Raw genomic sequence first — 19317 nt, 5'->3', positions numbered from 1 at the left:
AACCCCAAATTCCAGCCAATCTGAGCCCCTTGTCCTCCGCGACACCTGTGGCGTACAGTGTTGGACCAAAGGCCACGGATTCGAATATAGAAACTCGAATTCTTATATAGAACACGATTATCGTGATCAACAGCCACACAGCGAAGTGAGGAAAGCCCGTGCAGTTCCACCACCACGGTTACGTATCCGGAGACCCTCGGGTCCAGCCAGCAGCCGGCGTCGGCATCGATCGTCCCGCAGAGCTTCCGGACGAGGTCGATGTGCTGATTGTCGGCACCGGGCCAGCCGGCATGCTTGCCGCCGCGCAATTGTCCCAGTTCCCAGGTGTCACCACGCGCATCGTGGAGCGCCGCGCCGGGAGGCTCGCCATCGGCCAGGCCGACGGCATCCAGGCCCGGAGCGTCGAGACCTTCCAGGCCTTCGGCTTCGCCGAGCGGATCATCGCCGAGGCGTACCGGATCACCGAAATGGCGTTCTGGAAGCCGGACCCGGCGGACCCCTCGCGCATCATCCGGACCGCCCGCGCCGTCGATGACCCCGCTGGCGTCAGCGAGTTCCCCCACCTCATCGTTAACCAGGCGCGTGTGCTGGACTACTTCGCGGAGTTCATGGCCAACTCTCCCACACGCATGTCACCCGACTACGGCTTGGAGTTCCGGTCCCTGAGCGTCGCGGACGAGGGCGAGTACCCCGTCACCGTGACCCTGCTCCACACCTCCGGCCCCCACGAAGGGCACGAGCGCATCGTCCGTGCCAAGTACGTTATCGGCGCCGACGGCGCACGCAGCAAGGTGCGCGAGTCGATCGGCTGCACGCTCGCCGGAGACCAGGCCAACCACGCCTGGGGTGTCATGGATGCCCTCGCGGTCACGGACTTTCCCGACATCCGCACCAAATGCGCCATCCAGTCCGGTACAGGCGGCAGCATCCTGCTGATCCCGCGCGAAGGCGGCCATCTCTTCCGCATGTATGTTGACCTCGGTGAGGTGGACCCGCATGACAAGGGCGCCGTGCGCAGCACCACCATCGAGGAAATCATCCACAAGGCCAACGAGATCCTCCACCCCTACACCCTCGACGTCCGCAACATCGCCTGGCACAGCGTGTATGAGGTGGGCCACCGGCTCACGGACCGGTTCGACGACGTCCTGCCGGAGCAGCGCGGCACCCGCACACCGCGGGTCTTCATCACCGGCGACGCATGCCACACGCACAGCGCCAAAGCCGGCCAGGGCATGAACGTCTCCATGCAGGACGGCTTCAACCTGGCCTGGAAGCTCGGCCACGTCCTCGAGGGCCGCAGCCCGCAGTCCCTGCTGTCCACCTACTCCGCAGAGCGGCAGGTGGTCGCGAAGAACCTCATCGACTTCGACAAAGAGTGGTCCACCCTCATGGCCAAGAAGCCCGAGGAATTCGAAGACCCCTCGGAACTGGAGGACTTCTACGTCCGCACCGCCGAGTTCCCGGCCGGGTTCATGACCGAGTATTCGCCGTCCATACTGGTGGCTGCCCCTGAACACCAGCACCTGGCAACCGGCTTCACTATCGGCAAACGCTTCAAGTCCGCGCCCGTGGTACGCGTAGGCGACACCAACCCCATGCACCTCGGCCACCACGCAACGGCCGACGGCCGCTGGCGCATCTATGTCTTCGCCGACCCGGCAACACCCCAAACCCCGCAAGCCGGAACCGCTTCGCCCACCGAACAGTTCGCCGAGTGGATCGCCAACTCCCCGGAATCGCCGCTCGCCGCCACCCCCGAGGGCGCCGACCCCGACGCATGGTTCGACGTGAAGGTGATCTACCAGCAGGACCACACGAGTATCGACATAAACGCCGTTCCCGCAGTGTTCAAACCAAAGGTCGGACCGTTCCAGCTCACGGACTACGAGAAGGTCTACGCTACAGATCCCGCCTCGGACATCTTCGACCTGCGCGGCCTGGACCGCGGCGGCGTCGTGGTGGTCGTGCGGCCCGACCAATACGTGGCAAACGTCCTGCCTCTCACGGCAACCGCCGAACTCGCCGCGTTCTTTACACCCCTCCTGCCGGACCGGAAGCCGGAGAAGCTTCCATCCGCAGCGCTGCCTGCCGGACTCACCGCACACTCAGCCAAGACACACTCGGCCACGACACCGTCAGCCCTGGTCAACAACTAAAACAATGGAGTTTTGATGTCATCGTTTCAGACCACGCATGCACCCCCGGTCCGCCAGCGCATGAGCCAGGCGGACCGCAGGGTGGTTGCCGGCACCATGATCGGCACCACGATCGAATGGTACGACTTCTTCATCTTTGCCCAAGCGGCCGGCGTCGTCTTTGCCAGCCTCTACTTTCAGCCCCTGGATGCAGACAGCCCCGGACTCGCACAGCTGGTCTCATGGGCAACCATCGGTGTGAGCTTCTTCTTCCGGCCCCTGGGCGCGGTGATCGCAGGACGGCTCGGTGACCGGGTGGGGCGCAAGGCCATGCTCGTCTTCACCCTGGTCATGATGGGGGCGTCCACCGCCTTGATCGGACTCCTCCCGACGTATGCCCAGATCGGGGTCTGGGCTCCCATCCTGCTGATGGGCCTGCGGATCCTGCAGGGCTTCTCGGCCGGCGGGGAGTGGGGCGGTGCCGCGCTGATGGCAGTGGAGCATGCACCTCGCGACAAGCGTGGCTTCTGGGGAGCCTACCCGCAGATCGGCGTGCCCGTTGGCATGGTCATTGCAACCCTGGTGCTGTTCCTCCTCCGGCTCTCCATGTCGCCGGAGCAGTTCCTTGAATGGGGCTGGCGGGTTCCCTTCCTGCTGTCAGTCGCCCTCATTGTGGTCGGTTACTTCATCCGTGCCGCCGTTTCCGAGAGCCCCGTGTTCAAGCAGATGGTGGAGCGCAAGCGGGAGTCAGCCACGCCGCTGACGCAGTTGCTCCGGACGAACAAAAAGCAGGTCCTGCTGGCGGCGGTCATTTTCATCGGCAATAACGCTGCCGGATACCTCGTTATCGCGTTCCTGTCGTCATACGCGCAGAAAACCCTGAAGATGGAAGCATCCCCGGTGCTGCTGGCCACCCTCCTCGCCTCGTTCGGGTGGCTCATTTTCACCCTCCTTGGCGGCGCCCTTTCCGACAGGATCGGCCGTGTGCGGACCTTCCAGGCTGGCTACATCCTCATATTCGCCTGGATGATTCCCCTGTTTCTGCTCGTGGACACCCGCAATATCTGGGCGTACGGGTTGGGTATTTTCGTCCTGACCGTCGGTCTGGGGCTCTCCTACGGACCCATGTCCGCAATGTACGCGGAGATGTTCCCGGCCAGCGTCCGCTATTCGGGAATCGGAATCGGCTACGCCTTGGGTTCCATCCTCGGCGGGGCTTTCGCGCCGCTCATCGCCGAGGCGCTGCTCAAGGAGACCGGCTGGTCCGGCTCTATAGGGATCTACATCATGGCTCTCTGCGTCATCTCGTTCATTGGGGCCTCCCTCGTGAAGGAAACGAAGGGTGTTCCGTTGGAAGCCGGCGATTCCACGAAAACCCCCGAGGTGGAGCATTCCCCGTCTGTGTGAGCCGGACGGTCAGCTGGTGGCTGCCTGATCGGTCCTGTACTGGGCGGCGGCGTAGACACCAAGGATTCGCACCTCGGTGGTGAAGAAGTCCAGCTCCTCGAGCGCAAGCTTCAGCGGCAGGTCCTCCGGGTGTCCTTCGACGTCGGCCATGAACATGGTGGCGGCAAACTCGTTGCCCACCATGTAGCTTTCCAGCCGGGTCATGTTCACTCCGTTCGTCGCGAAGCCGCCCAGCGCCTTGTAGAGGGCGGACGGGACGTTGCGGACGCGGAAAACAAAACTGGTAACCGCCGGTCCGGGCAGATTGTCCCGGGCCGGCAGTTCCTTTTCCCTGGCCAGGACCACAAAACGGGTGGTGTTGGACGGGTCATCCTCAACCCGCGAGGCCAGCACTTCGAGGCCATAGATCTGGGCGGCCAGCGGGGGAGCGAGGGACAGCTTCCTGGGATCGTTCCACTCGCGCACTTCACGGGCGGACCCTGCCGTATCGCCGGCAATGACCGGGCGGAGGCCGGCGGCGCGGATCAGCTTCCGGCACTGCCCCAGGGCATGGATGTGGCTGTGGACCTCGGTGGCGGCCTCGATGGTGCTGCCCGGGATGCCCAGCAGGTCAAAGTGGATGGGTAGGAAGTACTCGCCCACGATCTGCAGCTTTGACTGCGGCAACAGGGCATGGATATCAGCCACGCGTCCGGCGATGGAGTTCTCGATGGGGATCATGGCCAGGTCCGCCTCGCCGCTGGAAACCAGTTCGAAAGCGTCCTCGAAGCTGGCGCAGGGCACGCTGTCCAGCTCGGGGAACATCTGTTTGCACGCGATATTGGAGTTGGCGCCCGGTTCACCCTGGTACGCAATTTTCTGGGCCATGATCCGTATGTTTTCACGCCATGTGCCCAGCCGCCCAACCAGTTCAGGATTGTTGGCCTGCTGGGTGGCCGTCCGCATCCCGGCGGAGGATAAGAACTTGGTGCACTTCCTCCAGGGCTGCCGCGATCTCCTCCCGCTCCACGCCTGCCAGAAACTGGAGCACCAGGCCGTCCAGAGCGGCAAAGAGTGACCGGGCGAGGACCCGGACGTTACCCTGGGCGCCAAAACCCTCCAGTCCCTCTGCCAGGGCACTGACGTATTTTTCATAGAGATCGGCAATGGGCGCGGCCAGTTCCGGCCGTCGCCGCGATTCCAGGATCATCTCGTACTGGAACACCTGAAGCTCAGGGTCCTCGAGGAGCAGTCCCAGCAATGCCTGAGTGAAAGTGCTTTCCCCCGTGGCGGCCTCCCGCAGCCGGGATACAGCAATTGACTGGTCGGAGGCCCATTGCAAAGCGGCGGTGATGAGCGCATCGCGTGACCCGAAGTGATGCGCCACCAGCGTGTTGTTCACCCCCGCGGAGTCCGCGACAGCCCTGTAGGTGAGTCCGCGGAGGCCTTTATGGGCCACCACATCGACGGCTGCCCGGAGCAGGGCTTCCCTTCCCGTTCCGTACTTCGAGGATCCGGCGCGGGCGGGAGCAGGGGTCATGTGTTGAGTCTAGCCAGTTCCGGCCGTTCTTTCGCCGGCCGTTGACTTAAAACTAAGCACTTGCTTAGATTGTGCTGTGGGTGATGCCCATCACATGGCGCCCCCCTTTTATCCACTGGCCGGAATCGCCGGCCGTCACCCTCTGGAGCCACACATGTCACCAACCTCTGCCTTTTCCACCTCGTCGTCGCTGGACCCCGAAAAGAATGAGCCCTTCGAACTCGGAAAGGTCCAATGGGTCCGCCGATTCGGGGAGGGCGACCGGCTGGCGCTGGCGTGCGGCTACTGGCACGTGGACCCTACCGATGCACCGGAACCCTTTGACCTGCTGATGGAGGCCGACGAGACGATCCATATCCTCGAGGGCCATCTCCGGATCGACGTCGAGGGCGGCGAATCCTACGACCTTTCCGCGGGAAGTTCGGCCTCCTTCAATAAGGGAGCCCAAACCCAATGGGCCGTGCTGGCACCCACAACCGAGTTCTTCGTCTACTCCTAGGTGGCGGAAATGGAACGCGAAACGTTTGACGTCATTGTGGTGGGTGCAGGGTTCGCCGGCCTGACAGCAGCACGGGAACTCACCCGCCAGGGGTTCTCCGTTCACATCGTGGAAGCCCGGGAGCGGATCGGCGGCCGCACCTGGCTGGACCACCGGCTGGGCCGGGACCTTGAAATCGGCGGCACCTGGGTGCACTGGACCCAGCCGTACGTCTGGGCGGAGTTGAAGCGCTACGGACTGGGCACCACGCCCAGCCCGGAGCCGGAACGGGCGTTCTGGTGGGCGGACGGCGGCCGTCATGAGGGTGGGCCAGACGAGTTGCTTGCGCTCATCGGCCAGACCAACGGTGAGTTCGTTCAGGAGTCCCGCAAGTATTTTCCGGAGCCCTTCAGGCCCCTGACCCGCGACGACTTCAAGGCCATCGACGATGTGTCGGTCCAGGACCGGATCCGCGACCAGTTTCCGTCCGGCCCGCAGCGGGACATCCTCGAGTCATTCTGGACACTGAACTTCAATGGTTCGCTGGAAAACGCGGCCCTGACCCAGGCTCTTCGCTGGGTAGCGCTGACCAACGGTGACTGGGCCGTCAACTTCGAAGCTTGCGCCACGTTCAAAATCGTCGGCGGAACAGCCGCCCTGGCTGCCGCAATCCTGGCGGACTCCAAGGCCAGCATCGAGCATGGCTTTACCGTGGAAACCATCTCGGACGACTCAGGCTTCGTTGATATCCGCAGTTCGGACGGCCGGACTGTCCGGGCCAGGACCGCGATTGTCACGGTTCCGCTGCATGCCCTGAAAGCGGTGGCCTTCGAGCCGCCCCTGCCGACTGCAAAGGCCGAAGGCTCACGCCTGGGCCAGGTCGCCAAGGGTGCCAAGGTCTGGTTCAGGCTCCGCGGCGAACATGCGCCTTTTGTGGCGCTCGGTGGCGCTGACTGGCCCCTTAATTTCTTCCAGGTCGAGTACACGCTCGACGGCGACACGATCGCCGTCGGGTTTGGTCCTGACGCGTCAAGGATCGGCGTTGAGGATCCGGCCGCCGTCCAGGCGCAGCTCGAACGCCTGGTGCCCGGAGCGGAGGTGGTGGCGGTGGCCAGCCACAACTGGGTGGACGACCCGCTGTCTGGGGAAACCTGGCCCATGCACCGCACCGGATTTCTTTCGACCTACCTCTCTGCGATGCAGGCGGCCCACGGGCGGGTCCTGTTTGCCGGCTCGGATATCGCCAACGGCTGGGGAGGATTTATTGACGGGGCAATTGAGAGCGGCATGGAAGCCGCCCTTGATGCCGCGTCGCTGCTGGCGGGCTGAGCCCTCGGTCCTGTAAAACCCTGTCCTGCCCTGCCCCTGTCCCATAGGGCCCTTGTCCCATAGAGCCCTTGCTCCTGTACCGTGCCGCAGCCGTTGGACGATTGCGCTGAGGTACAACAACTGATCGCTGCTGGACAAAGTGATTCAGAGCCTTCCTGCCATGCTGGATTTCACGATGCGCTGCGCCAGTAAGCCGGCCCTGCGCCTGCTTGCTCCAAGACAGCATCACTTCCTCCCAAAGCTCATGACCGTTAAGAAGGATCCAATGAGTATTTCGAATTCCGAATCCCGGACCACTGAGGCTACGCCCGCCAAGGAGCATTCAACCGCGCTCCGCGCCGGCAGCATCGGCGTGCTGGGAATCCTGTTCTTTGTTCTTTCCGCCCAGGCGCCGCTGACGGGAATCGCCGGCGCTTCCCCCTTGGCGGCAGCACTCGGCAACGGCGCCGGCGCTCCGGGCGCCTACCTGATCGTAGGCATCGTCATCGTGATCTTCGCGGTGGGCTTTGTAGCCATGAGCCGGAAGATCCAGGCCAATGGCGCCTTCTACGCCTACGTGACGGCCGCCTTCGGCAGGAGGACTGGGGCAGGCGCCGCCTGGCTGGCCCTGCTGGCCTACAACACTGTTCAGGCCGCCATGTACGGACTGTACGGAGCAGCCTTCTCCGGCCTGCTGGCCTCCGTTGGCCTGGACGTGCCCTGGTGGCTGCTGGCCCTGGTCACCATGGCCGGGGTGCAGGTGCTCGGGTCCCTGAACATCGAACTCGGGGCCCGCGTGCTGGCTTTCCTGGTGGGGCTGGAAGTCGCTGTACTGCTGCTGTTCGGCTTCACAGTGCTGTTCCGCGGCGGTGGGCCGGAGGGCCTCAGCATCGCGGCGTCCTTCTCACCGGAAGCCATCGCCAGCGGCGCTCCGGGAGTGGCCATCATGTTCGCGGTGGCCTCCATGTTCGGCTTCGAATCCACCGCCATCTATTCGGCTGAGGCCAAGGACGCCCATCGCACCGTGGCGCGGGCAACCTACCTGTCCGTCGGCGTGATTGCGGTGTTCTTCTCTTTCATTTCCTGGATGCTTGTCAGCTACTACGGCCCGTCCCACGTCATTGATGCGGCCGGCGCCGCCCTTGAATCAGGGGACTCCACCACCTTTGTCCTGGGACCCATGGTGAAGCTCTTCGGCCCCTGGGCAGGCACCGTCACCGGCATCCTGCTGGTCACCTCACTTCTGGCCGGCATCATCGCCTTCCACAACGGCATTAACCGCTACCTGCATTCGCTGGCGCTGCGCGGTTCCATGCCCGCCATCGTGGCCCGGACCAACCGGCATCGCGCGCCGGCCGTGGCGGCCTGGATCCAGACGGCCGCCGCCGTCGTACTGGTTGCCCCTTTCGCCGTCCTGGGCATGGATCCCGTCTTGAGCCTCTTCTCCTGGTTCAGTAGCCTGGCTGTGGCGGCACTCCTGGTGCTGTACATTCTCTGCTCAGTCGCCGTCGTCGGCTTCTTCCGCCGTGAGCGACCAGACGGTCAGCTCTGGCAGACACTCATTGCGCCAGTGCTCGCTGCCCTGCTGCTGGCGTGGGTTCTGTTCCTGGTGGTCAGCAACTTCACCTCGCTCATTGGCGGCAGCGCCGAGACGGCCGTTGCCCTGCTGGTGGCGGTCCCGGTGGTCTCTGTCATCGGGGTGGCTGTCGAAGCGTTGACTGAGCGCCGGCAGAGGGTTGCCGCGCTGGAGCGCATCGTCACCTAGCGTGCAGCCTCCCTGGCTGGACCGGGGAGCGAACCGGTGTTGGCCCGGCGGGGATCAGGAAATCCGCGGCGGGCCAACATGCCGGCCAGCACCAAAAGGGCAGCCACGAGGGCCGCTTCCAGCGCCGCCGCATCCGTCCTGTAGGGCCAGAGCCCGGTGATTCCAAGGAACGCCGGAACAGTGGCAGTTACCTGGCTCGTGAGTACAAGGGCCCACCCGGTGAAGGGGTTGACGCGCTCCAGCCCCAAGGCCATGGATGCGAAGAAAAGCATCCACAGCACGGACCAGCACAACCACAGGACTGCCAGCAGCGGATCGTCGAGGAACCACGCCGCTGCGAGCAGCAGTCCGATGACTCCCACCATGCCGCAGAACCACCCCAGCCCCTTGGAACCCAGGGTCAGCAGGACGTCCAGTCCCACGTAAACGTACGTCAGGCCGAACAGGAACATTCCGGTGCTGGCCAACAGCAATTGCGCTCCGCCGTCCGCCGTTCCGCCCAGGTAGGCGATGCCCAGTGCCAGCTGGATGCTGCCGATGACGAGGCTGATAGCGGCCGAGTCCCGGCGAGGAACGCACCCCAGCAGTGCCAGGCCGTTGATCAGCAGCGCTGCCCCCGAGAGCAGCAGACAGATGTAAGCCATCAGTTGACTGCCTGAGCTGGGCGTTGCGAAATCCCTGGGCGTCGTGCAATCCCTGGGGGTTGCGAAACCGGGGGACCAAAGCTATTTGTCGCGGCCGATTCTCGGCCGCTTTTCGCGATATGAAATATTTCTCCCACGACATGGAATGTTAGTGGACGGGGATTGCGACGTCGGGAGTCCGCCAGTCACAATCCGCTGGTAGGAGATTAAGGCCCTGCGAAGATTAAGCCCCATGGAGACTAAGGCCGCGGAGATCAGGCGCCGCGGCGCCAGTCCCGGGGCGAAACCCCGAAGGCGTCACGGAACGTGCGGCTGAAGTGTGCAGCGTCAAGGAAGCCCCAGCCCGCAGCTACCGCACCCACGGACTTGCCGGCATGCAGGGGATCCCGCAGTTCGCGCCGGGCGCCCTCCAGACGCTGGCTCCTGATCCAGCTGGCCACCGTTGTTCCGGACTCGTGGAAGACGTTGTGCAGGTGACGTGTCGAAATGAAGTGCGCCGCGGCAATGCTGGCCGGCGACAGCATGGGGTCGGACAGGTTGGCCTCGATGTATTCGCGCACGGAAACCGCCAGCAGCGCCTGCGGCTTCATCCGGTCCGGGACGATGTCCATCTCTGCGTGCAGCATGGTGGACACCAGGTCCAGGGCGTTGGTGGCCAGCCTCGAGCCGCTGGGGCCGCTGAGTACCTCCAGGTTTTCGGACAGTTGCCGGATGAACTGCCCCACGATCCCGCTGAGTCCGGCGCTGCCTGCCATCCTGACTGCCGCAAGCTGGCCGACGTAGTCACTGGGCAGGGATAGGGCATCGCACGGGAACATCACCACCATCATCCGAGCCTCCTCCTCGAAGGCAAGGGTGTAGGGGCGGTTGGTGTCGTAAATGGCCAGGTCGCCGGGCCGGAGCAGGGCCTCCCGGTTGTCCTGGATCAGGAGGCCGGTCCCTTCCAGCTGGAGGTTGAGCTTGAAGTATCGTTCCCCGGCTTGGGCAATCAGTGCCGGGGTCCGGTGGACCTCGTGGGAGGTGGCGGTAACCTCGACGACGGACATGCGGTCAAGCACCCGCGACCGCATCTGCCCGCGGAAGCCGTCCACGTCTGCTGTCCGGGCCGCGAGCGGCACAAAGGATTCCGCGACGAGGTGCTTCCAGTGGTCGAACGAAACGGCAACGCTGGAGGTGAGCTCCTGGCTGGCGGGCCGGACTGTAGCTGCTGGCATGGATGTTCCTGACGACGGTGGCCATCTGACGGCGGTTCCCCGGTGACTGTGTCCTGAAACACAGTGATCTCAGGTTAACGCCGGATGACGCCTTTTTTCAACAGGCGTCGAAAAAAGTTCGGCTACCGGGTCAGCAGCGCCAGGAAGGCCTCTAACTGCTCGGCCAACCCGAGATCAGCCTGTCCGTGCGGCGCCAGTGCTGCCGCAATCTGGGCGCCCAACAGCATGTTCAGCAAGTGTCCGGCAACGGTGCTGTCGTCGACGGCGGAACTCACGTCCCCGCTCTTCCTCGCCTGCGCAAGGTACTCCAGGATTGCGGCGTGCCATTGCTCCATGGAGTCCCGGTGGATGGCCGCTTTGCCGGGGTCATTGATGGCCTTCTGCCAAAACGGAATAACGATGCGCGCCTCGTTGATCCGCTCCTCGTCCAGGGGCAGCACCTCGACGCAAAATGCCCTCAGGGCAGCGATCCCCGCCTTGCCCGCGGTGACCTCCGCGATGCGCTCGTTGGTCCTGTTGAAGACGTGGCTGAACGCGAAAGTCAACAGTGTGTCCTTGGTGGGGAAGTAGGGCTTGAGGGCGCCGTTAGCGAACCCTGCTTCCGTGGCGATCTCGCGCATGGTGGCACCCTCGATGCCGAGCCGCGCGATAATTCGCCAGGTCGCGTCAACCAGCTCCAGCCGGCGCTCGTCGTGATCAACAATCTTTGGCACGCAACTGCTCCCCAATACATATTTCCGGCGCAAGCCTCTTGTGACACATCTTACAAACGCTTATTCTCTACAAGTATAGAAAATAAAACCCGACCCGCCAAGGGTCCCGGACAGAAGGCAACCATGACGCCCTTACTCGCAGATGTAGCCACCCCATACCGCTTGGCAACGAGCACGGAAATCTCGGACGTGCAGAGCATCCTTCGCTCCGCTGGCCTCCTTGGCCAGGAGAAGCGCATCGCGTATCTCGGCCTGCTGGATCCCGACCGGAATGCGGGGACGGAAGCAAACCGCAGGTTCAGGATCTTCATCCACGACGTTTTTGGAGCAGCACCCTTGGACGTCACCGTCTCGACATCCACGCGGGAGGTGATTGCCGCCGTCGAACTGGACACCGCGGTCACCGGGGAGCTTCCCGTCCTGGGGGAGGAGTTCGCAGTGGTGGAGGAACTTCTTGCGAGCGACGAGCGGTGGCTCAAGGCGCTCGCCGCCCGGAATCTCGACGTCGCCAAAGTCCGTGTTGCCCCACTGTCCGCCGGCGTCTTCGAGTACGCGGAGGAGAAAGGCCGCCGGATCCTCCGCGGCCTGGCATTCGTGCAGGAGTTCCCCGAGGACAGCGCCTGGGCGCATCCCGTGGACGGGCTCGTGGCCTACGTGGACGTGGTCAAGAAAGAAGTCACGCAGGTGCTCGACACCGGCCTCGTCCCGGTCCCGGCCGAACACGGCAACTACACAGACCCCGAGCTGACTGGTCCGCTCCGCACAACGCAAAAGCCCATCAGCATCACCCAGCCCGAAGGTCCCAGCTTCACCGTCACCGGCGGAAACCGGGTGGAATGGGAAAACTGGAGCCTCGACGTCGGATTCGACGTCCGCGAGGGAGTGATACTGCACAACATCGGCTTCCGGGACGGGGACCGGCTGCGCCCCATCATCAACCGGGCATCGATCGCCGAAATGGTCGTCCCATACGGCGATCCGTCGCCCATCCGGTCCTGGCAGAACTACTTCGACACCGGCGAATACCTTGTGGGCCAGTACGCCAACTCCCTCGAACTGGGCTGCGACTGCCTGGGCGACATCACGTACCTCAGCCCGGTCATCAGCGATGCCTTCGGCAACCCCCGCGAAATCCGCAACGGCATCTGCATGCACGAGGAGGACTGGGGCATCCTCGCCAAGCACAGCGACCTCTGGTCGGGAATCAACTACACCCGCCGGAACCGCCGCCTGGTCATCTCCTTCTTCACCACCATCGGCAACTACGATTACGGCTTCTACTGGTACCTCTACCTCGACGGCACCATCGAATTCGAGGCGAAGGCCACCGGCGTCGTGTTCACCAGCGCCTTCCCCGAAGGCGGTTCGGACAACATTTCCCAGCTGGCACCCGGCCTCGGAGCGCCCTACCACCAGCATCTGTTCAGCGCCCGCCTGGACATGGCCATCGACGGCTTCACCAACAGGGTTGAGGAAGAGGACGTCGTCCGGCAGCCAATGGGTGAGGGCAACGAGCGGGGCAATGCCTTTTCCCGGAAGAGGACACTGCTGGCCCGCGAGTCGGAGGCGGTCCGTGAGGCTGACGCCCGCAACGGCCGGACCTGGATCATCTCCAACCCGGAGTCGAAGAACCGCCTGGGCGAACCTGTCGGTTACAAGCTCCACTCCGAAGGCCAGCCGACTCTCCTCGCGGACCCCGATTCGTCCATCGCCAGGCGTGCGGCGTTTGCTACCAAGGACCTGTGGGTCACCCGGTTCGCGGAAGACGAGCGGTACCCCACCGGGGACTTCGTCAACCAGCACTCCGGCGGCGCAGGCCTGCCTGCCTACATCGCCCAGGACCGCGACATCGACGGCCAGGACATCGTGGTGTGGCATACCTTCGGGCTGACCCACTTCCCTCGGCCGGAAGACTGGCCGATCATGCCCGTGGACACCGTGGGGTTCAAGCTGCGGCCCGAGGGGTTCTTCGACCGCAGCCCGGTGCTGGATGTCCCCGCTTCTGCCCAGGCCGCAGGAGGCCACTGCCATGGCTGACCGGACTGCCCTGTCGCCCCTTCACCCATGAGTTCCCCGGCAAGGCTCCACTCCCGGGCCTGCGCCGCGGTAACGGCGGCTTCCTGCTTCGCCCACCTGTGGTTGGCGGTCGGAAACCACCACGCCGCCTGGCTCAACGCACTGATGGTCGCCATGGTTGCCGTGTGCCTGCCGTGCGCCGTGCACATCTGGCGCCACAGCCGCGTCGCCGCGCTTCAGCGGGTCATGGCCTCAGCCGTGACGATGACGGCGGTCCATGCATTCGTGCTGTTGGCGGCCGGCCGCTCCACACACAGCCATGGAGCGCCGGCCGCGGGCGGCCTGGCAGAGTCTGCGGGCGCCCTGGCAGAGTCTGCGGGCGGCACGGGGGAGTCCGACGCCGTCGTCCTGCTGTTGGTCATTGCGTTGGAAATGACGACGGCGTTCCTCGCCGCAACGCTGGTGGCCCGGCTGCGGACCCGCGGCCAGCGCGAACGTACACTTCCAGCCCTGCGGCACGAGGCGCGAACTGGCACATAATGCCCGCAAAATGGAGATTTGCGGGCATTAGCTGCACGTTGGCGCTTCGAACTTCGCGATTAGATGCCGAACAGGCCGATAACGAGGGCCATGACCAGATAGGTCACGAGTTCATGGGAACAGTTCAGCAGGGTGAGTCCGGCTGGCCGGCCCTCAAATGCATCGTGCGTGATGAAGCGGGCCGCAGTGAATCCGGCCCAGAGGATGACGGCGGTAATCATTGAGTTCGCCAGGAAGCCGCCCCCATAAAACTCCTGGGCGATGGCTACTGAACCGGCAAGAACCAGAGCGCTGACGAAGCTGACGACGAGTGTGATCAGAATCGGCCGCACGGCATCCTTTCCTTCACCGCTCGGCGTGACTTTGGCGGTGCGCATCCAGTAGTTGCCAAAGACCTTGGGCGTGTACCAGAGTGAGCCGACGACCATGGTGGACAGCGTGGCCACCAAGACAGCCCAGATGTTGATTTCAGGAACCATTTCCTACTCCTCAATCAGTGTTTGTTGACCCACTTCGAAGTCTAGGGCGCAGTCGCCCGGCAGCTACGGCGCCAAGCGGTGGTAGCCGGAGCCAAAATGGATCAGCGGGTCCGCGGCTTCTCCGGGCGCAGCATCGCTGCCCATGGCCAGGACCTCACCCACGACGATCAGGTGCGTGGCGGCCGGATGGATGGCAACGGTCCGCAGTTCGAAGTAGGCGAGCGCGCCGTCGAGGATCGCCGATCCTGTGGCCGGACCGCGGCGGTAGGGGACCTGAGTAAGCAATCCATGCAGCGGCGTCGCCGGGCTGGCCAGCCAGTTCGCTGCCCCCTGATGCTTGCCGGACAGCAGGCTCAAGGCCCAGGTGCCCGCTTCCTCCACTGCCTGGCCGATGCGTGATTCCGCATAGAGGCTGACCAGCATCGTCGGCGGATCATAGGAGACGGAGAGGAAACCGCTCACGGTCGCTGCATAGTCGCGGTTGCGCAGGGACGTGGAGACAACGGCGACGCCGGCGGCGATGTCACCGCTCAGCCGGCGGTACAGCTCGATGTCGGCGTCCGACGGCGGCCCACCGTCCAGGCGGTGGGCGTCCAGGTTTCCGGGGGTCTCCATAGGGCACATCGTGCCATACTGAGCCTTCGCTGAAGCCTGGACACTGAACGCCTGCCAATGCGAACCCCGATGACTGTGCCGCCTACGACTGCGGGGCCGTCAATGCAATGGGGACCCTGCATCTGTAAACCAATATGCCGCCGTCGTTAATCTTCCGTTCATCTTGGACCCCAACACTCTTTACCTGGGGCCCATAAATTGAGTCAAGGTACAAAACGTACGCATTCCACTGTCCGGACGCCTCCGGTCCGGGTCGCATCAAAAACCCTGGAAGGGGTACAAACCTAGTGAAGGCACTCCGCTTCGGCCGCCACGCGGCTATCGCTGTCATCGCCGCTGGCGCACTCACGCTTACCGCCTGTGGGTCAGATAACGTCACGAATTCCCCGACCGGCGCCCAGGCCACCGGCACCAAGGTCACCGGAACCCTCACCGGAATCGGATCCACAGCTCAGGCTGCCGCCATGGACGTGTGGAAGACCAACTTCGCCACCGCGAACCAGGGTGCCACCATCCAGTACTCACCGGATGGTTCCGGTGCAGGCCGCAAGGCTATCCTGGACGGCTCCGCCCAGTTCGCCGGATCCGATGCTTTCCTGAAGGATGAGGAAGTCGCCAAGTCCAAGGAACTGTGCGGCACTGAGGGGGCCATTGACATCCCCGTCTACATCTCGCCGATCGCCATCGCGTTCAACGTGCCGGACGTCACTGAGCTCAACCTTGATGCGCCCACGGCTGCCAAGATTTTCCGCGGCGAGATCGCCAAGTGGAACGACCCCGCAATTGCTGCCCTGAACCCGGACGCCAAGCTTCCGGACCTGAAGGTCACCCCTGTGAGCCGCTCTGACGATTCCGGCACCACCAAGAACTTCACCGAGTACCTGGCCGATGCCGCTCCCGAGATCTGGAAGGACAAGGCCGACGGCATCTGGCCGGCCTCGCTCAAGGGCGAGAACGCCAAGGGCACGTCCGGCGTCGTCAAGACCGTCAGCGACACCCCGGGTGCCGTGACTTACGCCGATGACTCCGCTGTTGGCGGCAAGCTGGGCATCGCCCAGATCAAGGTCGGTTCCGAGTTCGTCAAGATCTCCCCGGAAGCCGCTGCCAAGGCTGTGGACGCCGGCAAGCCGGTCGAAGGCCGCGCCGAGAATGACAGCGCCATCAAGCTCGACCGCACCACCACCGAGTCTGGCGCGTACCCGATCGTCCTGGTTTCGTACCACATCGTCTGCTCCACCTATGACAAGCAGGAAACCGTAGACCTGGTCAAGGCCTTCGAGAAGTACGTCGTTTCCGAAGAGGGCCAGAAGGCTGCCGCAGAGTCAGCCAAATCGGCTCCGCTGTCCGCTGCCCTGACGGAGAAGGCCACCAAGGCCATCGAGTCCATCAAGGTCAAGTCGTAAAGTTGTACTGATCGCTGAGGTTCCCCGTTCTGCCTTCGGGCGGAGCGGGGAACTAGGCGTGTAAAGAGCATTCTCGTCATGTTCCGCAATTCCGCACCATCAACACCGAAGGGCCAGGTATGACCACCACCTCCCTGACCAAGTCCCGAGGCGCAGGACGTGCCGGGGACAAAGTCTTCTCTGGAGCCGCCCTGGCAGCAGGGTGCCTGATCCTTGCCGTGCTGTTCGGCGTTGCGCTGTTCCTCGTCATCCAGGCAATTCCGGCGTTCACCGCCCCGGCAGAGGACATCCAGGGCGGGAAGGGCTTTTTCGCGTACATCTGGCCGATCGTGGTGGGTACCCTCATCGCCGCCATCATCGCGCTGGTCATCGCCACGCCCGTGTCGATCGGTGTTGCGCTCTTCATCTCGCACTACGCCCCGCGCAGCCTGGCGTCCGGCCTTGGCTACGTGATCGACCTCCTCGCTGCCATCCCCTCAGTCATCTACGGCGCCTGGGGTGCTGCGTTCCTGGCCAGGGAAATTTCGCCGGCGTACGACTGGCTCGCCGACAATATGGGCTGGCTCCCCATCTTCCAGGGCCCGGCCTCCGCCACCGGCAAGACCATCCTGACGGCAGGCATAGTCCTTTCCGTCATGGTGCTGCCCATCATCACGTCCCTGTCCCGCGAGATCTTCCTGCAGACCCCCAAACTGCACGAGGAAGCCGCCCTCGCCCTAGGTGCAACGCGCTGGGAAATGATCAAGATGTCCGTTCTGCCCTTCGCCCGCCCCGGCATCATCAGCGCCGTCATGCTGGGCCTCGGCCGCGCGCTTGGCGAGACGATGGCAGTGGCGCTCGTGCTGTCCTCCGGCGCCCTCACCGCCAGCTTGATCCAGTCCGGCAACCAGACCATCGCCGCCGAAATCGCGCTGAACTTCCCTGAGGCGGGCGGCCTCAAGGTGAACACCCTGATCGCCGCCGGCCTGATCCTGTTCGTGATCACGCTGGGCGTCAACATGGTCGCCCGGTGGATCATCAGCCGGCACAAAGAATTCTCGGGAGCAAACTAAATGACCCCCACCCTGACCCCGGTCCGCAAGCGGTCCGCACTCACCAAGGGCCAGCTGCCCAAATTTGCCCCATATGTCGTGCTGGCCATTGCACTGGTCCTCGGCGCGGCCATCCTTGCGCTGATCGGCTTCAACGCCTTCGGGTGGGGGATCGTCTCCGCCATCCTCTTCGCCGCCGGCCTGGTGGGCTGGAGCGCCGCGGTTGAAGGATCGCGCAAGGCCAAGGACAAGCTGGCCACCTGCCTCGTGGTGGGGTCCTTCCTGGTTGCGCTCCTCCCGCTCATCTCCGTCATCTGGACCGTCATGGTCAACGGCATTCCTGGCATCATCACTCCCAGATTCCTGACCACGTCCATGAACGGCGTCACTGGCGTCTTCGACAACAGGGCTGCGGAAGAAGGCTCACCCGTTCTCGGCGGCATCTACCACGCGCTCCTCGGCACGCTTGAGATCACCCTCCTGGCCACCGTCATTTCTGTGCCCGTGGGCCTGCTGACAGCCGTGTACCTCGTGGAGTACGGCCACGACCGCCCGATCGCCCGTGCCATCACCTTTTTTGTGGACGTCATGACCGGTATCCCGTCCATCGTGGCGGGCCTCTTCGCCGCAGCGTTCTTCTTCGCCGTTGTGGGTCCGGGCACCAAAACCGGTGCCGTTGCCGCCGTCGCGCTGTCCGTGCTGATGATCCCGGTGGTGGTCCGCTCCAGCGAGGAGATGCTCAAGATCGTGCCCAACGAGCTCCGCGAAGCATCCTACGCCCTGGGCGTACGCAAATGGCGGACCATCCTCAAGGTGGTCATTCCGACGGCGATCTCCGGCATCGCGTCGGGCGTCACCCTGGCGATTGCCCGCGTGATCGGCGAAACCGCGCCGATCCTGGTAACCGCCGGCTTCGCCACGAGCATCAACAACAACGTGTTCAGCGGCTGGATGGCCTCCCTGCCCACGTTCATCTACACGCAGATTCTGAACCCCACCTCGCCGTCCAACCCTGACCCCTCTAACCAGCGGGCCTGGGGCGCCGCCCTCGTGCTCATCGTCCTCGTGATGCTGCTCAACCTCGGAGCCCGCCTGATTGCCAGGGTCTTCGCGCCAAAGACCGGCCGCTAAAGGCCGTCAGGTGCCAGGGCGTCCGGTTCCCGGCCCGTTTCCCCAGCGGCCGCGGGGACTTAGACTTCAATCCATACAAGCAAGTTAAAGGAACATCATGTCCAAGCGCATCGACGTCAAAGACCTGAACGTCTACTACGGCAACTTCCTGGCCGTCGAAGACGTCAGCATCAACATCGAGGCCAAGTCCGTCACAGCGTTCATCGGCCCCTCCGGCTGCGGCAAGTCCACCTTCCTGCGGACCATCAACCGCATGCACGAGGTCCTGCCCGGTGCCCGTGTCGAGGGCGAAGTGCTGCTCGACGGCGACAACCTGTACGGACCCGGCGTGGACCCCGTCACCGTTCGCTCCCAGATCGGCATGGTCTTCCAGCGGCCCAACCCGTTCCCCACGATGTCCATCCGGGACAATGTGCTGGCTGGCGTGAAGCTGAACAACCAGAAGATCTCCAAGGGCGAGGCTGATGCCCTGGTGGAACGCTCCCTGCAGGGCGCCAACCTTTGGAACGAAGTCAAGGACCGGCTGGATAAGCCCGGCTCGGGCCTGTCCGGCGGCCAGCAGCAGCGCCTGTGCATCGCCCGCGCGATTGCGGTGGAGCCGCAGGTGATCCTCATGGATGAGCCGTGCTCCGCGCTGGACCCGATCTCCACCCTGGCCATCGAGGATCTGATCAACGACCTCAAGGATCAGTACACAGTGGTGATCGTGACGCACAACATGCAGCAGGCAGCGCGTGTTTCGGACAGGACGGCGTTCTTCAACATCGCCGGCACCGGCAAGCCCGGCAAACTGATCGAAGTCGGCGACACCCACACCATCTTCAGCAATCCCACACAGAAGGCCACGGAAGACTACGTCTCCGGCCGCTTCGGATAGGACACCCTCAAAACACCCATCGGTTGCTCCGTAACTGCC

At 64.0% G+C, this 19317-nt stretch carries 18 protein-coding genes; 11 read left to right on the top strand and 7 right to left on the bottom strand.

Translation table 11 applies throughout. The features are described 5' to 3' along the window. Window positions 1-158 precede the first annotated feature (158 nt). Both J7E80_RS08810 and J7E80_RS08805 read left to right on the top strand, forming a co-directional pair. The gene (locus J7E80_RS08810; protein ID WP_311380789.1) at window positions 159-2159 is read left to right on the top strand and encodes an FAD-binding monooxygenase; all 2001 of its coding nucleotides are present in this window, start codon (window positions 159-161) and stop codon (window positions 2157-2159) included. A gap of 15 nt (window positions 2160-2174) precedes the next feature. Then, complete coding sequence (locus J7E80_RS08805) at window positions 2175-3545, top strand: MFS transporter (protein ID WP_215051102.1); 1371 nt, start codon at window positions 2175-2177, stop codon at window positions 3543-3545. 9 nt (window positions 3546-3554) lie between these two features. On the opposite strand, the gene J7E80_RS08800 is transcribed toward J7E80_RS08805, so the two are convergent. Continuing rightward, a complete protein-coding gene (locus J7E80_RS08800) occupies window positions 3555-4412 on the bottom strand; it encodes a prephenate dehydratase (RefSeq protein ID WP_215051101.1) in 858 nt (285 codons plus the stop codon). A 43-nt stretch (window positions 4413-4455) separates the two neighbouring features. After that, entirely contained in the window at window positions 4456-5064 is a 609-nt protein-coding gene (locus J7E80_RS08795) for a TetR/AcrR family transcriptional regulator (RefSeq protein ID WP_215051100.1), read from the bottom strand. A 154-nt stretch (window positions 5065-5218) separates the two neighbouring features. Here J7E80_RS08795 and J7E80_RS08790 point away from each other — a divergent pair, with 154 nt between their 5' ends. From J7E80_RS08790 to J7E80_RS08780, 3 genes are all read left to right on the top strand, one after another. Further along, complete coding sequence (locus tag J7E80_RS08790; protein WP_215051099.1) at window positions 5219-5563, top strand: cupin domain-containing protein; 345 nt, start codon at window positions 5219-5221, stop codon at window positions 5561-5563. A 9-nt stretch (window positions 5564-5572) separates the two neighbouring features. Beyond that, window positions 5573-6871, top strand: coding sequence for an NAD(P)/FAD-dependent oxidoreductase (locus J7E80_RS08785; RefSeq protein WP_215051098.1), 1299 nt, complete (start codon window positions 5573-5575; stop codon window positions 6869-6871). A 265-nt stretch (window positions 6872-7136) separates the two neighbouring features. After that, on the top strand, window positions 7137-8615 hold the full coding sequence (locus tag J7E80_RS08780) for an APC family permease (RefSeq protein ID WP_215051097.1): 1479 nt from the start codon (window positions 7137-7139) through the stop codon (window positions 8613-8615). Here the strand turns inward: J7E80_RS08780 and J7E80_RS08775 are convergent. The 3 genes from J7E80_RS08775 to J7E80_RS08765 form a co-directional block, all read right to left on the bottom strand. Beyond that, window positions 8612-9259 (bottom strand): AmiS/UreI family transporter, encoded by a 648-nt coding sequence (locus J7E80_RS08775; protein ID WP_215051096.1) that lies wholly within the window; start codon window positions 9257-9259, stop codon window positions 8612-8614. The two genes, J7E80_RS08780 and J7E80_RS08775, sit on opposite strands and share 4 nt — an antisense overlap. Window positions 9260-9513: 254 nt before the next feature. Beyond that, window positions 9514-10473, bottom strand: a complete 960-nt coding sequence (locus tag J7E80_RS08770) for a helix-turn-helix domain-containing protein (protein WP_215051095.1) — start codon at window positions 10471-10473, stop codon at window positions 9514-9516. 122 nt (window positions 10474-10595) lie between these two features. Then, the gene (locus J7E80_RS08765) at window positions 10596-11186 is read right to left on the bottom strand and encodes a TetR/AcrR family transcriptional regulator (RefSeq protein WP_215051094.1); all 591 of its coding nucleotides are present in this window, start codon (window positions 11184-11186) and stop codon (window positions 10596-10598) included. A gap of 123 nt (window positions 11187-11309) precedes the next feature. On the opposite strand from J7E80_RS08765, the gene J7E80_RS08760 reads away from it, so the two are divergent. Then, window positions 11310-13223: a primary-amine oxidase gene (locus tag J7E80_RS08760; protein WP_215051093.1), complete on the top strand. Its 1914-nt coding sequence runs from the start codon at window positions 11310-11312 to the stop codon at window positions 13221-13223. Window positions 13224-13250: 27 nt separating this feature from the next. Beyond that, entirely contained in the window at window positions 13251-13742 is a 492-nt protein-coding gene (locus J7E80_RS08755) for a hypothetical protein (protein ID WP_215051092.1), read from the top strand. A 59-nt stretch (window positions 13743-13801) separates the two neighbouring features. On the opposite strand, the gene J7E80_RS08750 is transcribed toward J7E80_RS08755, so the two are convergent. Both J7E80_RS08750 and J7E80_RS08745 read right to left on the bottom strand, forming a co-directional pair. Beyond that, entirely contained in the window at window positions 13802-14221 is a 420-nt protein-coding gene (locus tag J7E80_RS08750; RefSeq protein WP_215051091.1) for a DUF1761 domain-containing protein, read from the bottom strand. A 63-nt stretch (window positions 14222-14284) separates the two neighbouring features. Beyond that, window positions 14285-14836, bottom strand: a complete 552-nt coding sequence (locus J7E80_RS08745) for a flavin reductase family protein (protein ID WP_215051090.1) — start codon at window positions 14834-14836, stop codon at window positions 14285-14287. A 287-nt stretch (window positions 14837-15123) separates the two neighbouring features. On the opposite strand from J7E80_RS08745, the gene pstS reads away from it, so the two are divergent. From pstS to pstB, 4 genes are all read left to right on the top strand, one after another. Further along, window positions 15124-16239 (top strand): phosphate ABC transporter substrate-binding protein PstS, encoded by a 1116-nt coding sequence (gene pstS / locus J7E80_RS08740; protein ID WP_215051089.1) that lies wholly within the window; start codon window positions 15124-15126, stop codon window positions 16237-16239. A 119-nt stretch (window positions 16240-16358) separates the two neighbouring features. Next, window positions 16359-17291, top strand: a complete 933-nt coding sequence (pstC, locus tag J7E80_RS08735) for a phosphate ABC transporter permease subunit PstC (RefSeq protein WP_215051088.1) — start codon at window positions 16359-16361, stop codon at window positions 17289-17291. Further along, the gene (gene pstA, locus J7E80_RS08730) at window positions 17292-18401 is read left to right on the top strand and encodes a phosphate ABC transporter permease PstA (protein ID WP_215051087.1); all 1110 of its coding nucleotides are present in this window, start codon (window positions 17292-17294) and stop codon (window positions 18399-18401) included. It begins immediately after the preceding gene. Between the two features lie 97 nt (window positions 18402-18498). Next, a complete protein-coding gene (gene pstB, locus J7E80_RS08725) occupies window positions 18499-19278 on the top strand; it encodes a phosphate ABC transporter ATP-binding protein PstB (protein WP_215051086.1) in 780 nt (259 codons plus the stop codon). Window positions 19279-19317 lie beyond the last annotated feature (39 nt).

Origin of the sequence: Arthrobacter sp. ISL-28 (genome assembly GCF_018613875.1) — a bacterium.
GTDB lineage: Bacteria > Actinomycetota > Actinomycetes > Actinomycetales > Micrococcaceae > Arthrobacter.
The sequence above is the reverse complement of the archived record's forward strand: the minus strand, read 5'-3'. Positions and strand labels throughout refer to the sequence as shown.